This window comes from Couchioplanes caeruleus (assembly GCF_003751945.1).
In the GTDB taxonomy this organism is placed as follows: Bacteria; Actinomycetota; Actinomycetes; order Mycobacteriales; family Micromonosporaceae; genus Actinoplanes; species Actinoplanes caeruleus.
This window is the reverse complement of record NZ_RJKL01000001.1, coordinates 2,150,735-2,169,663: the sequence shown is the minus strand read 5'-3', so window position 1 is coordinate 2,169,663 and position 18,929 is coordinate 2,150,735. Positions and strand designations below refer to the sequence as shown.

15 protein-coding genes and 1 pseudogene are annotated in these 18,929 nt (G+C 68.8%); 9 read left to right on the top strand and 7 right to left on the bottom strand.

From position 1 onward, the window contains the following. Window positions 1–392 precede the first annotated feature (392 nt). A complete protein-coding gene (locus EDD30_RS09380) occupies window positions 393–737 on the top strand; it encodes an ArsR/SmtB family transcription factor (RefSeq protein WP_071805354.1) in 345 nt (114 codons plus the stop codon). A 313-nt stretch (window positions 738–1,050) separates the two neighbouring features. Here EDD30_RS09380 and EDD30_RS09375 read toward each other — a convergent pair. Both EDD30_RS09375 and EDD30_RS38930 read right to left on the bottom strand, forming a co-directional pair. Next, window positions 1,051–1,370 (bottom strand): annotated as a pseudogene (locus EDD30_RS09375) (DUF3140 domain-containing protein); the annotation flags it as partial. Next, window positions 1,360–1,512, bottom strand: coding sequence for a hypothetical protein (locus tag EDD30_RS38930; RefSeq protein ID WP_170047260.1), 153 nt, complete (start codon window positions 1,510–1,512; stop codon window positions 1,360–1,362). The pseudogene EDD30_RS09375 and the gene EDD30_RS38930, both read right to left, overlap by 11 nt. 587 nt (window positions 1,513–2,099) lie before the next feature. Here EDD30_RS38930 and EDD30_RS09365 point away from each other — a divergent pair. After that, window positions 2,100–2,516 (top strand): hypothetical protein, encoded by a 417-nt coding sequence (locus tag EDD30_RS09365; protein WP_143162674.1) that lies wholly within the window; start codon window positions 2,100–2,102, stop codon window positions 2,514–2,516. Window positions 2,517–2,693: 177 nt separating this feature from the next. Here the strand turns inward: EDD30_RS09365 and EDD30_RS09360 are convergent, their stop codons facing one another. Continuing rightward, entirely contained in the window at window positions 2,694–3,533 is an 840-nt protein-coding gene (locus EDD30_RS09360; RefSeq protein ID WP_071805352.1) for a class I SAM-dependent methyltransferase, read from the bottom strand. 502 nt (window positions 3,534–4,035) lie between these two features. On the opposite strand from EDD30_RS09360, the gene rpsA reads away from it, so the two are divergent. From rpsA to EDD30_RS09335, 5 genes are all read left to right on the top strand, one after another. Further along, a complete protein-coding gene (gene rpsA, locus EDD30_RS09355) occupies window positions 4,036–5,541 on the top strand; it encodes a 30S ribosomal protein S1 (protein WP_123678193.1) in 1,506 nt (501 codons plus the stop codon). 421 nt (window positions 5,542–5,962) lie between these two features. Continuing rightward, window positions 5,963–7,165: a dephospho-CoA kinase gene (gene coaE, locus EDD30_RS09350; protein ID WP_071805324.1), complete on the top strand. Its 1,203-nt coding sequence runs from the start codon at window positions 5,963–5,965 to the stop codon at window positions 7,163–7,165. Window positions 7,166–7,770: 605 nt separating this feature from the next. Next, a complete protein-coding gene (gene uvrB / locus EDD30_RS09345) occupies window positions 7,771–9,903 on the top strand; it encodes an excinuclease ABC subunit UvrB (protein WP_071805350.1) in 2,133 nt (710 codons plus the stop codon). 739 nt (window positions 9,904–10,642) lie between these two features. After that, the gene (locus EDD30_RS38925) at window positions 10,643–11,242 is read left to right on the top strand and encodes a GNAT family N-acetyltransferase (RefSeq protein WP_170047258.1); all 600 of its coding nucleotides are present in this window, start codon (window positions 10,643–10,645) and stop codon (window positions 11,240–11,242) included. Between the two features lie 491 nt (window positions 11,243–11,733). Continuing rightward, complete coding sequence (locus tag EDD30_RS09335) at window positions 11,734–12,735, top strand: TerC family protein (RefSeq protein WP_071805320.1); 1,002 nt, start codon at window positions 11,734–11,736, stop codon at window positions 12,733–12,735. A gap of 84 nt (window positions 12,736–12,819) precedes the next feature. On the opposite strand, the gene typA is transcribed toward EDD30_RS09335, so the two are convergent. Beyond that, window positions 12,820–14,685, bottom strand: coding sequence for a translational GTPase TypA (typA, locus tag EDD30_RS09330; RefSeq protein ID WP_071805349.1), 1,866 nt, complete (start codon window positions 14,683–14,685; stop codon window positions 12,820–12,822). Window positions 14,686–14,994: 309 nt separating this feature from the next. Here typA and EDD30_RS09325 point away from each other — a divergent pair, with 309 nt between their 5' ends. Then, a complete protein-coding gene (locus EDD30_RS09325; protein ID WP_071805318.1) occupies window positions 14,995–15,420 on the top strand; it encodes an uL11 family ribosomal protein in 426 nt (141 codons plus the stop codon). A gap of 65 nt (window positions 15,421–15,485) precedes the next feature. Here EDD30_RS09325 and EDD30_RS09320 read toward each other — a convergent pair whose 3' ends face one another. From EDD30_RS09320 to EDD30_RS09310, 3 genes are all read right to left on the bottom strand, one after another. Further along, window positions 15,486–16,115, bottom strand: a complete 630-nt coding sequence (locus tag EDD30_RS09320) for an ATP-dependent Clp protease proteolytic subunit (protein WP_071805316.1) — start codon at window positions 16,113–16,115, stop codon at window positions 15,486–15,488. A gap of 92 nt (window positions 16,116–16,207) precedes the next feature. After that, complete coding sequence (locus EDD30_RS09315) at window positions 16,208–16,858, bottom strand: MBL fold metallo-hydrolase (RefSeq protein WP_071805314.1); 651 nt, start codon at window positions 16,856–16,858, stop codon at window positions 16,208–16,210. A 2-nt stretch (window positions 16,859–16,860) separates the two neighbouring features. After that, window positions 16,861–17,568: a maleylpyruvate isomerase family mycothiol-dependent enzyme gene (locus tag EDD30_RS09310; RefSeq protein ID WP_071805312.1), complete on the bottom strand. Its 708-nt coding sequence runs from the start codon at window positions 17,566–17,568 to the stop codon at window positions 16,861–16,863. Window positions 17,569–17,777: 209 nt separating this feature from the next. Between EDD30_RS09310 and rsgA the strand changes: the two genes are divergently transcribed. Further along, entirely contained in the window at window positions 17,778–18,818 is a 1,041-nt protein-coding gene (gene rsgA / locus EDD30_RS09305; protein ID WP_071805310.1) for a ribosome small subunit-dependent GTPase A, read from the top strand. The last annotated feature ends 111 nt before the right edge of the window (window positions 18,819–18,929 follow it).

Genomic DNA, 18,929 nt, shown 5'->3' with positions numbered 1-18,929 from the left:
GAACGCCTGCCCGTAGGTCCTCAATCGCTTGCCCGAACACTCTTCGCGTGACACCAAACTTTGCGCCCACCCGATCGTGGAGCTCCCACAAAATGTGATTCATGACCCAATCGGCCACCGGCCGCAGCCATTCCGGCTACAGATCGTTGCGTCCATTCTCTACTGGCACCACCGCATTCCCCGCCGTCGGGTACCGCCTCCCACCTGGGAATACACTCTCGAGGCGGTCCTGCAGCGATGGCTTGCGGCACCCCGGGAACCCACATGTGCCGAATGCATTCTGGCGCTCTGCAACCGTGATCTCCCCAGCGAAGGCAAGCTGTCGGAATTCCGGCGTCCCGGACTTGCCCGGCTCTGCAAGGGTGGTTTCCATGCCGAGCAGTTCCATCGAGATGACATCGCTGTCGGGCGCATGGGCGCCCGTAGTGCGCCGGCCCCTCGCGGCCGACCAGGCCCGAGTGTTCGCGCCGATGTTCAAGGCCCTGGGCGACCCCGTACGACTGCGGTTGCTATCCATGATCGCCTCCGCCGGCGGCGGCGAGGTGTGCGTCTGCGACCTCACCGGTTCCTTCGACCTGACCGGCCCGACGATCTCGCACCACCTCAAGGTCCTCCGCGAAGCCGGCCTGGTCGACAGCGACCGACGAGGAACCTGGGTCTACTACCGCATGGTCCCGGAAGCCCTCACCCTCCTGGCCGGCCTCCTCGACGTCAGCGCCGCAACCACCCCCGCCTGACCCCAACCCCACCGGCTGTCACCCTCCGAGCTCGCACCTTCGTCGGCTCGGAGGTGGCGCCCGCCGCAAAGGCCGGGCCAACCCGCGCTGGTCGAGGGGTGGTGTCCGCGGCGCGGACCCCAGAGCCGACCTCACTTCGACTCCGCGATGGAAGCCCGGCACCTGAGTCCGCCGGTATCACCTCGACTCGTGCTCAAGCTGTGCCCCGAGCACCCGCATCAACCCGCGCTCGGTGCCCATCATCCAGCCAGGCGCGCACAAGCCGCGCTCGGTGTCCACCATCCAGGCCCGCACAACTCGCCGCATGTCATTTCTTCAGCGGATCATGGCCCCAGTTCATCAGCGAGTACCGCCACTTCATGTCCGCCACGTCGCCCGAGGGGCGCTGCGCCAGGTGGCGGTGCACGTACCCGACCACCTTCCGCACGTGTGCCTCGTCCGCATCGCGCAGGTCGCCCTTTTCGTGTGCAGGATCTCGATGATCTTCCGGCCGCTGTCGTGGCCGACCGACTCGCCGCCGCTCGGCGGCTTCTGGCCGACGTCCGTCGACTCGTCCGTCGTCAGCCACTTTTCAAGCTCCGAGGCGGTCATGTTCACCGCATCCCGGAACTCCGCGTACGTGTCACTTGCCATGCTTCAGCGCCTCCGGCTTGTGCACCGCGGTACGCCCCGTCTTGCCGCTTTTGACCACGTACTGGGGTGCGGCGGTCGCCGAGAGTCCGATGCTGCTCCGCAGACGCCGGCATTCCCACGGCCACCTGCTTGTCGCCGGCATCCGTGCACCTGCCGTGTGAACCGCTGATTCGCGAACGCTGTGATCGCGAAGGAGGCCAGTCGCAGTGGCGCGGAAGCAATCTCGGACAACGCGCCGGTTGACGGGTCGTGTCATGATCGCCGGACGATCACTCGCAACCAGACAGGGCAACGCCATGAATGACCCTCGCCGACGCTGACGTATCGGCGGATGAACTGTTCGTCGTTTCACGGCATTGAGTGACATCGACCGACTGTCACGAGAGTGGCAATAGTGCCGGTCTATGATCCTGATCATGGCGACTGCATGACTGCACGGATCGAGCGCGAATATCATGCCACGGCTGTTCGGGTGAGTCACTCTGCGTCAGATTCCTGAAGCAACTGCGCTCATGGGATCTGGGAGAGTTGCGTTCGTCGTTCGCTTCTGTTTATATGGTGCCCGATTTTTGCGGGCGATCGAAAAGGGTCGCGCGACGGGAAGAAGAGGATCCACATCCGGAGTGTGTCGTGTCGATACCTCTACGTCGCTGACACCCGCAATGCAGGAATGCCGAGAAAGGGACATGAATGAGAAGGATGGTTTCCAGGCCTGTAGCGTGGGCTGGTATGTTGGCCGCCGTCGTGGGCGGGCTCACCGTGGTGCAGCCGTCGCCTGCAATGGCTGGTGACTGCGCCAAGCCGCGGTGTGGCGGGGTGGTGCGCAACGCATCAAGCAGGATGGTGCAGATCGCGAACTGCTGGAGTGGAAGCCCGAACGTGTACGTCGGCACGAAGCCGCCGTGCGCGACGGTCTTCTCGCAGAATCTTCCGAAGGCCTATTACTTCCTCAACAAGAATCAGAGTTCCACGAGTCTCGGCAAGCGCTACTATGATGTGGACGCGTTCCGCGCCGAGGCTGGCTGTTACACCAAGCTTCAGGAGAATGGCAGCTCCTGGGCCTACGACAGGCGAGGCAAGGATCACTATTGGGTCAAGATCAGCAGTGACCGGAAGGATGTCGTGATCACTTCGGTCACCTGCTGATGCATACGCGGCAGTGCCGGTGATTGATCCGGGCAACGAATTTCGTTGCCCGGAATCGCACCCGGCGGATGCAGATGAGTAAGCTCGTGGCAACTGCCAGCTTTGGCAGTCGGCACGCTCCCGCATGCGAAACGTGTGGTTGTCCGCGTTCTTCGCTGGGCTGGCAGAAGCGTCGACCTATGAGTCGCGGACGGCCGGACTTTCTGGCACGTGACTGACGAATATCGCCGTCCCGGGGAAGAGTCTGCCGCGCAGGGGGCTCCATTGCCCCCAGATCTGTTCGTGGCCCTCCGGCCATTCGGGCTCGATGAGATCGGTCAGCACGAACCCCGCCGCCACGAGCTCGCGGATGCGGTCGCCCAGGGTCCGGTGCTGTTCCACGTATGTCGGCATGCCCGCGGCGTCCTGCTCCACATATGGCCGGCGGTCGAAATAGGGATGGATCGCCCGCAAACCCTCCTCTCCCGGTTCGTCGAGAAAGATCCAGCGCATGGGGTGCGTGATGGAGAACACCCACGTACCGCCCGGTCGCAGGACCCGCGCTACCTCGCGCATCACCGCCGCGGAGTCGGCGACGAAGGGGACCGCCCCGAACGCCGTGCAGACCACGTCGAATACGGATGTCGCGAAGGGCAGCGCGAGGGCGTCCGCCTGCACGAGCGGCACCCGTACCCCCGCGCGGTCTGACGCTTGCTGCGCATGGCGCAGCATTCCCCCACTCAGATCCATTGCGACCACGTCGGCGCCCTGCCCGTCGAGCCAGCGCGCGGCCGAGGCCGCACCGCACCCGAGCTCGAGCACCCGCCGGCCGCGCACGTCGCCGAGCAGGCGCGCGTCAGCCTCCCGGAGACCCTCGGGACACCAGACGAAATCCACGTCACCGAGGAACGCGCCGTGCTCCTCCTGGTAGTCGTCGGCATCCAGGTCCCACCAGTGCCGGCTGGCGGCGCGGCTCTCGTCGTCGGTCACCGCCCGGCGTAGCGCGGCGGGGTGGGCGGTGGGTTGCGCTTCGATCACCAAGTCACCGTACGGGGGAGCACGACACTTTCCCCACGGCGGCTCGACGGGTCGACCGCCGCCCGGCCGCGTCGCCTTCCGTGTGGCGGGGCCGTGCCGCCTCCGATTTCGATGCGGAGATCTGTGGCACACCTGCCCGCTGACCTCGGACATCGACGCCGATCTCCGGGGCGTCCCGCGCGGAGGCCGCCCCTAGGTGCATAAACGCCGCAAAACGGGCGCTATGGCCGGCTCGGCGAGAACAATATGCCTCGGTCATCAGGAGGGCTTGCAACCTGTGGTAATGCGCACGGTAAGCTAGTCGATGCGCTCGCGGATCGTGTGCCTCGGCAGGGAGCAGGTTCCGCAGTCGTCGGTCCCAGCATGATCCTGCTCGCTTGATCGCTCTCGCTTGATCGCCAAGTTCCAGCGTTGTGATCACCGGATGTTCGTGCTGTGCCCGCCGGCAGTTCCGCGGCGCGCAGAGACACCACGAAACCATCCGTTCGGAGCAACAGTCCACATGACGAGCAGCATCGAGGCCACCTCGAGCGCCAACAGGGTCACGGTCGACGATCTCGGCTCGGAGGAAGCTTTCCTCGCAGCCATCGACGAGACCATCAAGTACTTCAACGACGGCGACATTGTCGAAGGCACCGTCGTCAAGGTCGATCGGGACGAGGTCCTGCTCGACATCGGCTACAAGACCGAGGGTGTCATCCCCTCGCGCGAGTTGTCGATCAAGCATGACGTGGACCCCGCGGAAGTGGTGTCGGTCGGTGACCACATCGAAGCCCTCGTCCTCACCAAGGAGGACAAGGAAGGCCGCCTGATCCTCTCGAAGAAGCGCGCGCAGTACGAGCGCGCCTGGGGCACCATCGAGAAGATCAAGGAGGACGACGGCGTCGTGCGCGGCTCCGTCATCGAGGTCGTCAAGGGTGGCCTCATCCTCGACATCGGCCTCCGCGGCTTCCTGCCGGCCTCGCTGGTGGAGATGCGGCGCGTGCGCGACCTCCAGCCGTACGTCGGCCGGGAGCTCGAGGCGAAGATCATCGAGCTGGACAAGAACCGCAACAACGTGGTCCTGTCCCGCCGCGCCTGGCTCGAGCAGACCCAGTCCGAGGTCCGCACCGAGTTCCTCAACAAGCTCCAGAAGGGCCAGGTCCGCAAGGGCGTCGTGTCCTCCATCGTCAACTTCGGTGCCTTCGTGGACCTGGGTGGCGTGGACGGCCTGGTGCACGTCTCGGAGCTCTCCTGGAAGCACATCGACCACCCGTCCGAGGTTGTCGAGGTCGGCCAGGAGGTCGAGGTCGAGGTGCTCGACGTCGACCTGGACCGCGAGCGCGTCTCGCTGTCGCTGAAGGCGACCCAGGAAGACCCGTGGCGCCAGTTCGCCCGGACCCACGCGATCAACCAGATCGTGCCGGGCAAGGTCACCAAGCTGGTTCCGTTCGGTGCGTTCGTCCGCGTGGACGACGGCATCGAGGGCCTGGTGCACATCTCCGAGCTGGCCGAGCGTCACGTCGAGCTGCCCGAGCAGGTCGTCCAGGTGGGTTCGGACGTCATGGTCAAGGTCATCGACATCGACCTGGAGCGTCGCCGGATCTCGCTCTCGCTCAAGCAGGCGAACGAGAACTTCGTGGAGGGCGAGGAGCACTTCGACCCCACCCTCTACGGCATGGCCGCCACGTACGACAACGAGGGCAACTACATCTACCCGGAGGGCTTCGACCCGGAGACGGGCGAGTGGCTCGAGGGCTTCGACAAGCAGCGCGAGGCGTGGGAGAAGCAGTACGCCGACGCCCGCGAGCGCTGGGAGGCCCACACCAAGCAGGTCCAGGCGTCCCGCGAGGCCGACGCCGAGGCCGCGCTCAACCCGGCTCCGGCCGGCGGCGTGACCACCTCGTCCTCCTCCACCTCCACGAGCACGTCGGCCCCGGCGCGCGCCGCGGAGGAGCCGGCCGGCACCCTGGCCACCGACGAGGCCCTCGCCGCTCTGCGCGAGAAGCTCGCCGGCGGCAAGAGCTGATCACGGCATCACGGTGACACCGGCCCTCGGGCCGGCGAACCCGACACCGGCCTTCGGGCCGGGCTGACGAGGGAGACCCCGTCCATCTGGCCTATGGGCCCGGTGGGCGGGGTCTCTTCGTTCTAGTCCATGCGTCTCTTCGTTCTAGTCCATGCGAACGACATCCTCCTGCGCAACGCCCCTCCTGCCGGCCACGCCGTCCTGCTGGCGACCCCTTCCGGCTAGCGACGCCCATTGTGCTGGACACGCCCGTCCCGCTGGCGGTCCCTTCCGGCCGGCGACGCCCGATCCTGCCGGCCACGCCCGTTCCGCTGGCGATGCCGTCCTGCTGGCGGCGCTCGTCGCGCCGTCACTTCGTGCGTTATCCACAGGTCGCCGGGGTCGCAATGACACCAACCGATCCAGCCGCGATACTGATCGCGTGCTCAGAGTGGGATTGACCGGAGGGATCGGCGCGGGCAAGAGTGCCGTCGCGCAGCGGCTGCACGAGCTCGGTGCCGTGATTCTCGACGCCGACAAACTGGCGCGCGACGTCGTCGCCGCCGGCACCGATGGCCTCGCCGCGGTCGTGGCGGCCTTCGGGCCCGAGGTCCTGGGCGTCGACGGCGAGCTGGATCGTCCTGCCCTGGGCGCGCGCGTCTTCGGCGACGAGCCGGCCAGGCGCCGCCTCGAGAGCATCATCCATCCCCGGGTGCGCGCCCGCACGGCGGAGCTGGCGGCGGCCGCCCCGGCCGACGCGATCGTGGTCAACGACGTGCCCCTGCTGGTGGAGACCGGGCTCGCGCCCACCTTCCACCTCGTGATCGTCGTCGATGCGGCCCCGGAGGTGCGGATCGCCCGGCTTGTCGGTTCGCGGGGGATGACCGCGGAGCAGGCCGCCGTCCGCATCGCCGCTCAGGCCGACGACGCCGATCGGCGCGCCGCCGCCGACGTGGTGATCGACAACAACGGCGGGCTCGACGAGCTCACCGCCCAGGTCGACGAGCTGTGGCGCGCGCGGCTCCGGCCGTACGAGAGGAATCTCCGGCTCCGCAAGCACGCGCCCTTCGACGCAAGCCTGCGCATCGTGGCGTCGGATCCGGCCTGGCGCGGGCAGGCCGCCCGGCTGATCGCCCGGATCAACCAGGCACTGCGCCCGCAGCTCGGCGGCGATGCCGACGTCTCGCACATCGGATCGACGGCCGTGCCGGGCCTGCCCGCCAAGGACCTGATCGACCTGATGCTCGCGGTGCCGACGCTCGAGCTGGCCGACAAGCTCGCCGACACGCTGGCCGGCGCGGGCCTGCCGCCGAGAGACGGCGAATGGTTCGACAACGCCTGGGGCATACCGGGCAAAACCTGGCCCAAGCGCCTGCATGGCAGCGCGGATCCCGGCCGCTCCGTCAACCTCCACGTCCGGGTCACCGGCTCCCCAGGCTGGCGCTTCGCCCTGCTGATGCGCGACCACCTCCGCGCGGTCCCCGAGGCGCGCGACGAATACGCGGCGGCGAAGGCGCGCTGGGCCGAGATCCACGGCGACCCGGAGGGGTACGCGGCGGCCAAGGAACCCTGGTTCGACGCGGAGGCCACGGCGGCACACGAGTGGGCGGAGGCGACGGGCTGGCAGCCACCGACCCGGCCCTAGCGTCATCCTTTCCGGAGCGCCGCGCCCCGACCGCCTCGGGTCTGAGCGGTGCCTTCCTGTCCTACTGCGTCCTCGGGTTTCGGGCGGCGTGCCCTGTCTGGCTGCCTCACCGTGTTCGCGCGGCCGCGCTTCGCCTGGTGTGCCCTTGCTCGACTACGACCGTCCCGCATCCGGCGGTGGTGTTTCCCCGCGTGCTGTCCCGTGGTCGCTTCCACTCGTTGCTGCTTGTCGCGCGACGCCGCTGGTGTCATCGGCTTGCCGGAGGCCGGCTCATGCACCGACAGGGATTTTTCAGGCGGCCGACCCGGCTCGACTCGTCCGAGCCCGGACAGCCAGTGGCGCTCGCGGCGGCCGGTCGACGCCTGTCGCGTCACCTTCGAGATGCGCTCTCCGGCGTCGCCGGGGCTGCAGTCTCGTCCCGTCCGTGGCGCCGTGTGGTGGCGCCGGGTCGGCCGGGCGGCCGCCGCGAGCGGCCTACCCGCCCAGGGTAGACGCGCGGGGCAAGACCGGACAATGCCCGGTGCCGAAGCCGAATGTGCACTCTCCGAACAGCGTCCGTCCGAGCCGGCCCAAACTTGTCACACCCCCGACGTACGGTGGTCAGCATGGCGCTCGACATCCCACGACTCGACGGCACGTTCAAGGTCGTCAGCGACTACCAACCGGCTGGTGACCAGCCCACGGCCATCGCCGAGCTCGAGCGCCGGGTGCGCCGCGGGGATCGCCACTCGGTTCTGCTCGGCGCCACCGGCACCGGCAAGAGCGCGACCACCGCGTGGCTCATCGAGAAGCTGCAGCGGCCGGCGCTCGTGCTCGCCCCCAACAAGACGCTCTGTGCCCAGCTCGCCAAGGAGTTCCGCGAGCTGATGCCGCACAACGCCGTCGAATACTTCGTCAGTTACTACGACTACTACCAGCCCGAGGCGTACATCGCCCAGACCGACACCTACATCGAAAAGGACTCGTCGATCAACGAGGAGGTCGAGCGGCTGCGCCATTCCGCGACGATGTCCCTGCTGACCCGCCGCGACGTCATCGTGGTGGCGACGGTTTCCGCGATCTACGGTCTCGGCACACCGCAGGAATACCTCGACCGGGCCGTCAGGGTGAAGGTCGGCGACGAGCTCGACCGCGACAAGCTGCTGCGCCGTCTCGTCGACATCCAGTATTCCCGCAACGACATGTCCTTCCAGCGGGGCACGTTCCGGGTCCGGGGCGACACCCTCGAGATCATCCCGGCGTACGAAGAGCTCGCCGTCCGCCTCGAGCTCTTCGGCGACGAGATCGAGAAGCTCTACTACCTGCACCCCCTCACCGGCGAGATCGTCCGCGAGGTGGACCAACTGGTGATCTTCCCGGCGACCCATTACGCCGCCGGTCCGGAGCGCATGGAGCGCGCCATCCGCGACATCGAGGCCGAGCTCACCGAGCGCCTCGCCGAGCTCGAGCGCCAAGGCAAGCTGCTCGAGGCGCAGCGGCTGCGGATGCGCACCACCTACGACATCGAGATGATGCGTCAGGTCGGCTTCTGCAACGGCATCGAGAACTACTCGATGCACATGGACGGCCGGTCTTACGGCGATCCCGCCTACACCCTGCTCGACTACTTCCCGGACGACTTCGTCACCGTCATCGACGAATCGCATGTGACGATTCCGCAGATCGGCGGCATGTACGAGGGTGACGCCTCCCGCAAGCGCATCCTCATCGAGCACGGCTTCCGCCTGCCGAGCGCCGCCGACAACCGCCCGCTGCGCTTCGACGAGTTCCTCGAGCGCGTCGGGCAGATGGTCTTCCTCTCGGCGACCCCCGGCCCGTGGGAGCTGCAGCAGTCCGGCGGCGAATATGTCGAACAGGTCATCCGCCCCACCGGACTGGTCGACCCCCAGGTTGTGGTGAAGCCGACCAAGGGCCAGATCGACGACCTCATGCACGAGATCAAGGAGCGCACCGAGCGGGACGAGCGGGTCTTGGTCACCACGCTCACCAAGAAGATGGCCGAGGACCTGACCGACTATCTCCTCGAGAACGGCATCCGCGTCCGCTACCTGCATTCCGAGGTTGACACGCTGCGCCGGGTGGAGCTGCTCAAGGAACTGCGCAAGGGAGACTACGACGTCCTCGTCGGCATCAACCTGCTCCGGGAAGGACTCGACCTTCCGGAGGTCTCCCTGGTCGCGATCCTCGACGCAGACAAGGAAGGCTTCCTCCGCAGCGGCCGCTCGCTCATCCAGACGATCGGCCGCGCGGCGCGAAACGTCTCGGGCCAGGTCCATATGTACGCCGACAAGATGACCCCGTCCATGCGTGACGCCATCGAGGAGACCGACCGCCGCCGCGCCAAGCAGATCGCCCACAACGAGGCGCACGGCATCAGCCCGGAGCCCCTGCGCAAGAAGATCCACGACATCCTCGACGACATCTACCGCGAGGCCGAGGACACCGACACGGCCCTCGGCGGCCACGGCCCCGGCGGCCACGTCGTCGGCGGCGCCGGCCGCCAGATGTCCCGGGGCAAGGGCCCCGTGCCCGAGACCCGCTCCAAGGCGAGAACCTCGTCGGCCCCGGCCCGCGAGGGCATGGCCCGGGCGGAGCTCGCCCAGCTCATCCAGGACCTCAACGACCAGATGCTGGCGGCCGCCCGCGAGCTGCAGTTCGAACTCGCGGCCCGCATCCGCGACGAGGTGTCGGAGCTGAAGAAGGAACTCCGAGGAATGGACGTCGCCGGAGTGAAGTAGACGAGAGAAGCGCAAGCCCAGGGCCGAACGGAATCGGCCAGCCACATGCCGGACGTCCGCTCGTCGTTCGTCGGGTCGGTCGGTCTCAGCCGTCCTACCTGGCGTGTGTGCTCAGCCGTCCTACCTGGCGTGTGTGCTCGGCCGGCTTGCCTGGTGGTCGGTTGGTGCTCGGCCGGCCTGTGCGGCGAGCCGTTCGACCTCGGGGGGTAGCTGGCAGGTCGTTCGAGCTCCGGCGGGATGCCCGCCGGGATCCTGTTGCGGAACTCGGTGGGGATCGAACCCGAATCTCACTAGGCTCGCGCGCGTGTTCTCGATTGACGCCGTGGAATGGACCGTCAGCCCGGTCGCCGTCGAGGCGGAACTCGTTCCGCTCGCCGAGCGATGCCTCGAAGCCGACGGCGGCCTGCCGATGTCCGCCGACCCGGACTTTCTCCGGCGCCGGTGGACGGGAGGCGCCGTGACGACCGTGCAGATCTGTTCGACCCGTGAGCCGAGCGATGACGCGACAGAGCTGCCCCGCGGACCCACGGACGCCGTGGCGTGTCCGCCGGTGCCCCATCGACCTGTGGGCCGCCTTCTCGCGGCGGGAGCTGTCCGGCCGACGTCCGGCGACGGTTCGGACCCTTGGGCCGGCGGCGCCACCTTCGTCGGATTGGTCGATCCGGAGGTTCGGGCGTGTGGTCTGGGAAGCCGGCTCCTCGACTGGGGGCTGGCCGAAGGCCGCCGCCGCGGGGGCTCGGTGACGGTCGAGACCGAATCGCTGACCGGTGAGTCGCTGCGCCTGTTCGAGGGACGGGGGCTGCGACAGGTGTTTGCGGAAGACGTCCTGCGGTTCGGGTTCGATGTGGGTGCTCGGCGCGTACCCGAGGCGGTGTGGCCCGGCGGCACCACCTTCGCGGCGTGGTCGGATGCAAATGCCGAGCGGTTCTTCCGGGTCTATGAGGCCGCGTTCCGGGAGCGGCCCGGTTTTCCCGGGTGGAACGCCGAGCGGTGGATCGCCTGGGTGACCGGGGATGACGAGTTCCGGCCCGAGTGGTCCGTGCTGGCGACCGTTCCCACGCTGGGCGGTGATGCCGGGCTGGGTGGTGATGTCGGGCTGGATCATGACGTCGGCTTCGTGATCGCTGCGGTCGGCTGGATCGTGCAGGTCGGCGTCGTTCCCGCGGCTCGGGGGCGCGGGCTCGGCTCGGCGCTTGTGACAGAGGTTCTGCGGCGGATGCGGGCCGGGGGAGCGGACGAGGCGTGGCTCGATGTGAACGTTGACAACCCGGCGGGCCGGTTGTACCGGCGGCTCGGCTTCGAGGATCGCGGCCGGCGGGCTCGCTTTCGCGCCGGCTGAACGCGGGCCACGGCGAACAGGTCTCGAGCCCACGAACATGTGGGGCGCGGGGCCGACAGAGAGGGCGGATCAAGGATGGCGGGCGCGCGAAGAGCGCATCGCCGGCGCGCCGCCGCGCTCCGCGCGCACAGCGCAGGCACAACCTGGGCAATCCGAGCAGCGTCGAGGCAAGCGAAGACGAACTAGCCTCCTAGGAAGCCGGAGACGGTGTGGCGGCGAAATCTCTGAGCTGGGGGACCGTGCGCGAGAGCCCTGCCACGATTAACCGGGGTGACGTGTCATGGGAGCCTCCGATGCGACACAATGGCTTCCGTAGGAGGGGAGTATTCCTCTGCGCCGGTCTCGTCAGCACGGTCAGCGCCCTTGGGGCGCCCCCGGGGCCGGTGGTCTTCGCTCGCCGGGCGGAGGCGGAAGAGACCTCCGACAGTCACTTCGCCGCTTCGGATTCTGTTTCCGATGCGGCGTTGAACCGTGTCTGCCGGAGGTCCTCGTTGAACGTCTCCACCTGGGTGTGGCTGGTCACCCTCGCCGCCCTCATCGTCATGCTCGCCGTCGATCTGCTGATCGTCGGGCGGCGCCCGCATGAGCCGTCGATGCGGGAGGCCGGCGGCTGGGTCGCCTTCTATGTCGGCCTCGCCCTGGCGTTCGGCGTCGGGTTGTGGATCACCTCCGGGGGAGCGGCCGCGGGGGAGTTCTACACCGGGTGGCTCACCGAGTATTCGCTGAGCGTCGACAACCTGTTTGTATTCATGATCATCATGGCGCGGTTCAACGTGCCGCGGCAGTACCAGCAGAAGGTGCTGCTCATCGGCATCGTGCTGGCGTTGCTCATGCGGGGTGCGTTCATCGCCGCCGGCGCCGCGTTGATCCAGCAGTTCTCGTGGGTGTTCTACATCTTCGGCGTCTTCCTGGTCTACACCGCGATCACCCTGGTGAAGGGTGGCGAGAACGACGAGGACGACTTCAAGGAGAACATCCTGATCCGCTGGGCCAAGCGGGCGCTTCCGATCTCCAGCTCCTTCGGTGACGGCAAGCTGATGGCGGTCTCCGAGACCGGCAAGCGGGTCTTCACGCCGCTGCTCATCGTCATGATCGCGATCGGGACCACCGACCTGATCTTCGCGCTCGACTCGATTCCGGCGATCTTCGGCATCACCAAGGAGCCGTACCTCGTCTTCACCGCGAACGTCTTCGCCCTGATGGGTCTGCGCCAGCTCTACTTCCTGCTCGGCGGGCTGCTGGAGCGCCTGGTCTACCTCAACATCGGGCTGGCGTTCGTGCTCGCCTTCATCGGGGTCAAACTGTTCCTCGAGGCGCTGCACACCAACTCGCTCGGGTTCATCAACGGTGGCCGTGGGGTGCCCTGGGCGCCGGAGATTCCGATCTGGCTCTCGCTGCTGGTCATCATCGGGACTCTGGGCATCGCCACGGTCGCCAGCCTGGTGAAGTCGTCGCGCGACCAGAAGAAGGAACCGCTCAAGACCTCCGCCTGACCGGACAGGAAAGGCCCCGCTGTCACGACAGCGGGGCCTTTCCATGCGCGGGTACGGTGCCGAGCACCGTACCCGCGATCGGTTCTACTGCTGGTGCTTGCGCCGGGCCGCAGCCCGGCCGCGGGTCTGCTGGTCGAGCACCACCTTGCGGATGCGCACTGCGGCGGGCGTCACCTCGACGCACTCGTCCTCGCGGCAGAATTCGAGGGCCTGCTCCAGCGACAGCTTGCGCGGCGGGATCAGCTTCTCGGTCTCGTCGGCGGTCGACGAGCGCATGTTGGTGAGCTTCTTCTCCTTGGTGATGTTGACGTCCATGTCGTCCTGGCGGCTGTTCTCGCCGACGATCATGCCCTCGTACACCTCGATGGTGGGCTCGACGAAGAGCTGGCCGCGCTCCTGCAGGTTGGTCATGGCGAACGCGGTGACCACGCCGGCCCGGTCGGCGACGAGCGAGCCGTTCTGGCGGGTGCGCAGCTCGCCGAACCACGGCTCATAGTCCTCGAACAGGTGGTGCATGATGCCGGTGCCGCGGGTCTCGGTGAGGAACTCCGTACGGAATCCGATGAGACCGCGGGCCGGCACCAGCCACTCCATCCGCAGCCAGCCGGTGCCGTGGTTGATCAGCTCCTGCATCCGGCCCTTGCGGGTGGAGAGCAACTGGGTGATCGCGCCCATGTACTCGTCGGGGGCGTCGATGGTGAGGCGCTCGACCGGCTCGTGCACCTTGCCGTCGATCTCCTTGGTGACGACCTGCGGCTTGCCGACGGTCAGCTCGTACGACTCCCGCCGCATCTGCTCGACCAGGATCGCGAGGGCCAGCTCGCCGCGGCCCTGGACCTCCCAGGCGTCCGGGCGCTCGGTCGGGAGCACCCGGAGCGAGACGTTGCCGATCAGCTCCTTGTCGAGCCGGTCCTTGACCATGCGGGCGGTGACCTTGGCGCCCTTGACCCGGCCGACGAGCGGCGAGGTGTTCGTGCCGATGACCATGGAGATGGCCGGCTCGTCGACCTGGATCAGCGGCAGCGGCTTCGGGTTCTCGGCGTCCGCGAGGGTCTCGCCGATCATGATGTCGGCGATGCCGGCGACCGCCATGATGTCGCCGGGGCCGGCGCTCTCGGCGGGCTTGCGCTCCAGGCCCTCGGTGATCAGCAGCTCGGAGATGCGGACGTTGCTGATCGTGCCGTCGGTCTTGCACCAGGCGACGGTCTGGCCCTTGCGGATGGTGCCCTCGTGCACGCGGCACAGCGCCAGACGGCCGAGGAACGGCGAGGCGTCGAGGTTGACGACGTGCGCCTGCAGCGGCGCGTCCTCGGTGTATGTCGGGGCCGGAATGGTGTCGAGGATCGTGCTGAACAGCACCTCGAGGTCGGTGCTGTCCTCCGGGACGGTGCCGTCCTTGGGCTGGGTCAGCGAGGCGATGCCGTCGCGGGCGCAGGCGTAGACGATCGGGAACTCGATCTGGTGCTCGTCGGCGTCGAGGTCGAGGAAGAGCTCGTACGTCTCGTCGACGACCTCCTTGATCCGCGCGTCGGGCCGGTCGACCTTGTTGATGATCAGGATGATCGGCAGCTTGGCCTGCAGCGCCTTGCGGAGCACGAACCGCGTTTGCGGCAGCGGGCCCTCGGAAGCGTCCACGAGCAGGGCGACACCGTCGACCATGGTGAGGCCGCGCTCGACCTCGCCACCGAAGTCGGCGTGGCCGGGGGTGTCGATGATGTTGATGGTGACGGCCTCGCCGTCGGCGGGCTGGTAGCTGATCGCCGTGTTCTTGGCGAGAATGGTGATGCCCTTTTCCCGCTCCAGGTCCATGGAGTCCATGACGCGGTCGGCCATCTCGCCCCGCGCGTGGGACTGGCTCCCCTGGCGCAGCATGGCGTCGACCAGGGTGGTTTTGCCATGGTCGACGTGGGCGATGATGGCGACGTTGCGTAGGTCGGTGCGGGTCTGCATGGCCCCATTGTCGCCGGTCTTGGTTGCCGCGGGCGCCTCGGGGTTCAGGTACGTGATCGGTGTCAACCCCCGTCCCGTACGTCCCTTTTGTCGATGAACTTCGGCAAGGGGCGAGGTGGCCGGCGGACCCCGCGGAGGCCGCGATACACTGGCAGGTGGAACCCGAGACTGTGCACCCGCTTACTCTCCCGGTGGCGTTTTGACCCGTGGCCGAGCGCGGTAGTAAGGTCTCGGGGTTGTCGTGCGTTGATGATGCTGGCGAGCTCCTGACTTTGGCCCGTGCAGCACACACTAAGGAGCTTTTGCGCAATGCCGCCCAAGAAGAAGACCCATGAGGTGACCCTCGCGCTTGAGGCGGGTAACGCCGCGATGGTGGACCTCGGCAAGATGCTCGGCCCCACCGGCGCCAACATGCGTGCCGTCAAGGTCGAGTACGACGAGGCGACCGCGAAGAACCGTGGCGAGATCATCCCGGTCATCGTCAGCGTCTTCGAGGACCGCTCCCACCAGCTCACCTACAAGACGCCGCCGACGAGCTTCCTGATCCGCAAGGCTCTGGGGATCCAGTCGGGCGCGTCCAATCCGCTGACCCAGACGGTGGGCACGCTGAGCGCGGACCAGATCAAGTCGATCGCCGAGCGCAAGCTCCCCGACCTGAACGCGAACGACCTCGACGCGGCCGTCAAGGTCGTCGCGGGCACGGCCCGGTCGATGGGCGTCAAGGTCGCCGAGTAATTCCGGTCACTGTTCTCTCCGCGGCGCGGTTCCCTCCGGGGAACCGCGCCGCGGTGTTTCCCGGGCTAGCGGGGTTTGCCCGCGATTACCTCCTCGATGAGGCCGTAGTCCTTCGCCTCGTCCGCCGACAGCATCCGGCCCGCCGACAGATCGTCCTCCACCCGGCTGCGGGTCTGCCCGGTGACGTCCACGAGGCGCAGGATCACCTCCTCCAGCTCCCGCAGGTGCTGCCCGGCCGCCGCGGCGACCTCGTCCGCCGTACCCGTGACTCCCGCCGCTCGGGGCTCCGCGAGTTTGAAGCGGGCGTGCCGGTAGGCCGACCGCCGCTGCGCGGCCGCGAGCACCGCGACGACCGCGCCGCCCGCCTCCGAGGTGACCACCGCGTGCACCGGCGCGGCCATCGCGTCGATCACGTCGATGACCGCGTGGGCCGCGTTCAGCTCGCCGCCGCCGCTCGCCATGTGCAGATGCACCGGCTCGGGACCGGCCGCGTCCAGGGTGAGCAGCGCCGCGGCGATGCCGGTGGCGGCCAGGCCGGTCAGCGGACCGCGGATCATGACGATCCGCTGGTCGAAGAGGCGCTCCTCGAGCCAGCCGGGGATGGCGGGGCCGCCTGCGCCCGGCGAGGCGCCGGGCCAGGGTTCGGGGGAGGGCGGAAACGGCTGCCAGCGCATCGGGTCGTGGCGCAGATCCATCGGGACCTCCGGAAGGCTCGAGGGGTGCTCCGACCCTACGTCCGGACCGGGCCCGGCCCGGAGCGTTTCCGCCCAGGGCTGACCGGCCCTGGTCACCAGCCGCGGGCGTGCCATTCGGGCAGGTGAGGGCGCTCCGCGCCGAGCGTCGAGTCCTTGCCGTGGCCGGGGTAGAACCAGGTGTCGTCGGGAAGCCGGTCGAACAGCTTGGTCTCCACGTCGCCGATGAGCGACCTGAAGTTCTCCGCACCGCTCGTGGCGCCGACACCTCCCGGGAACAGGCTGTCGCCCGTGAAGAGGTGGGCGATGCCGTCCGGCTCGCGATAGAGCAGCACGATGGACCCCGGGGTGTGGCCGACCACGTGGATGACCTCGAGCGTGCAGTCACCGACCGCGATGGTGTCACCGTCGCGGACCGTGTCCGTCACGACCGGGATCCCCTCGGCGTCGTCGGCACCGGCCACCGAGCGTGCACCGGTCGCCTGGACGATCTCGGCGAGCGCGCCGTGGTGGTCGTAGTGCCGGTGGGTGGTCACCACCGTCGCGAGGCCGGCGTCACCGATCAGCTTCAGCAGGGTGGGCGCGTCGTTGGCGGCGTCGATGAGCACCTGCGTGCCGTCGGAGGCGCAGCGCAGCAGATAGGCGTTGTTGTCCATCGGACCGACCGACACCTTGGTCACGGTCAGGCCGTGCAGCTCGCGGACCGCCGGGACCGAACCCCGGCTCACGTCTCCGGTGTATCCCATGATCACTTCCACTTCGGTACGGCCGGCAGTTCGCCGTCCGGGGACACGGTCAGGTCGGCGCCGTCGGCGCGGCCGGCGAGCCAGGCGGCGATGGACCGGGTGGGGCCGATGACCGCCGGGGAGGTTTCGGTGGCCTCGCCGATGGTCAGCGGGTGCTCCAGGCCGTGCGGGCGCAGCACCAGCGCCGGCGAGTCGCTCGTGACTCCGCCGACGATCTCGCGCAGCAGCCGCAGCGCGAACGCGTCCGACCAGTCCTCGGGGGTGTAACCGCGGCCGACGTCGACGTGGTGCACCTCCACCTCGCGCAGCCGGGCCCATGGCACGTACGCCGCGGACCGGTCCCACGACGGCAGGTGGAACGCCCACGCCTGCGCCGGCATGGCCGCCGCGGCGTCCGCGAACCGCTCGTGGGACTCGCGCAGGTCGGCGATCTGTTCCGGGAGGGGGCGGCTCCGGCCGGCCTCGATGCCCTCGTCCCGCGCCGTCGGCGTCGCGTACTGCGGCGTCTCCACGCCGGTGCGCGCCCAGGTCAACAGGTTGGTCAGGGAGTCGGCGTTGCGGGCGACGTGGGTCAGCACGTGCCCGATCGTCCAACCCGGCAGCGGCGACGGCGCGGCCTCCGCGCCGGGCTCCAGCCCCTCGGCCGTCCGGATCAGGCGGGCGGTCGCCTGGTCGACATCGGTCATCAGCACAAGTGGATCGATGGTCACCCCCTCAACCTAGTGGGTGGCCCGCGCGGACAGCGACGAAGAAACTCGCTTTCGGCGCGGTCGCCGGCGACCGTACCGTTCGGGGCAGACGCGTCGCAGACCCGCGGAGGAGGTGGGAACCGTGCTTTCCGTTCGTGCGTCCCGACTTCGCCCGGGAGCCCGCGCCTGACATCCGTCGGCGCCGCTCCCCACACCACAGAGGGTTTCCCATGTCTGACCTGCCCGCCCTGGGCTGGGACGCGACGCTCGCGTCCGCCTACCGTCCTTTCGACCGCGCCGACGCCGTCCCCGCCCGGGTGCTGCGCGCCGACCGCGGCGTCTGCACCGTGCTCGCCGCCGACGGCGTGCACCGCGCGAGTCTCGCCGGCAGCCTGCTGATCGGCGCCGCCGCAGACCCCGCCGGCCTGCCCTGTTCCGGTGACTGGGTGGTGCTGCGGCGCTGGCCGGACCGCCGGCTGACGATCGAGATCGTGCTGCCGCGGCGCACAGCGCTGATCCGGCGTACCGCGGACAAGGACTCCACCGGCCAGGTGCTGGCCGCCAACATGGACACCGTCGCGGTGGTCGAGCCGATGCACCCGACGCCCGACGACGCCCGCGTCGAGCGGCTGCTGGCCCTGGCCTGGGAGTCCGGCGCACAGCCGGTGATCGTGCTCTCCAAGAGCGACACCGCGCGTCATCCGCAGGCGATCGCGCGCCAGCTCGGCGAGCTGGCGCCGGGGGTACGGGTGCTGCCGGCCAGCGTCCGCACCGGCGCGGGCCTGCCCGAGCTGCGCGAGCTCGTGGCGCCCGGACGCACCCTGGCCCTGCTCGGCCGCTCCGGGGCGGGCAAGTCCACGCTCGTCAATGCGCTGGCGGGCACGGAAGTGATGGGCGTACAGGAGATCCGGCGGGCGGACGGCAAGGGACGGCACACGACCGCGTACCGGAACATGGTCTTGATTCCCGGTGGCGGTGCCGTGATCGACACGCCCGGCATCCGCGGAGTGGGCCTGCTGGAGACGGCCGCGGGCCTGGACCGGGCGTTCGCGGACGTCGCGGAGCTGGCCGGGCACTGTCGCTTCGGTGATTGTCGTCACGACGGCGAGCCCGGCTGCGCGGTGGAGTCCGCCCTGGCCGACGGCACGCTGGTGCCGCGACGGCTGGAAAGCTGGCGCAAACTGCAGCGTGAGGTCGCCGTGGAGAGCGGGCGCCGGGCCGAGCGGCTCGCCGGGGCGGCCGGGCCGGACCGGCGACGGCCGCGACGCTGACCGTCCGTCTGTGGGATGTTCGAGGTGGGTTCACTCGCCGGGGTGACGGGAATTCGAGGTCCGGGCGGGGTGCTGTACCTCGGCGGGCTCAAAAATGTCGTACCCCGCGGT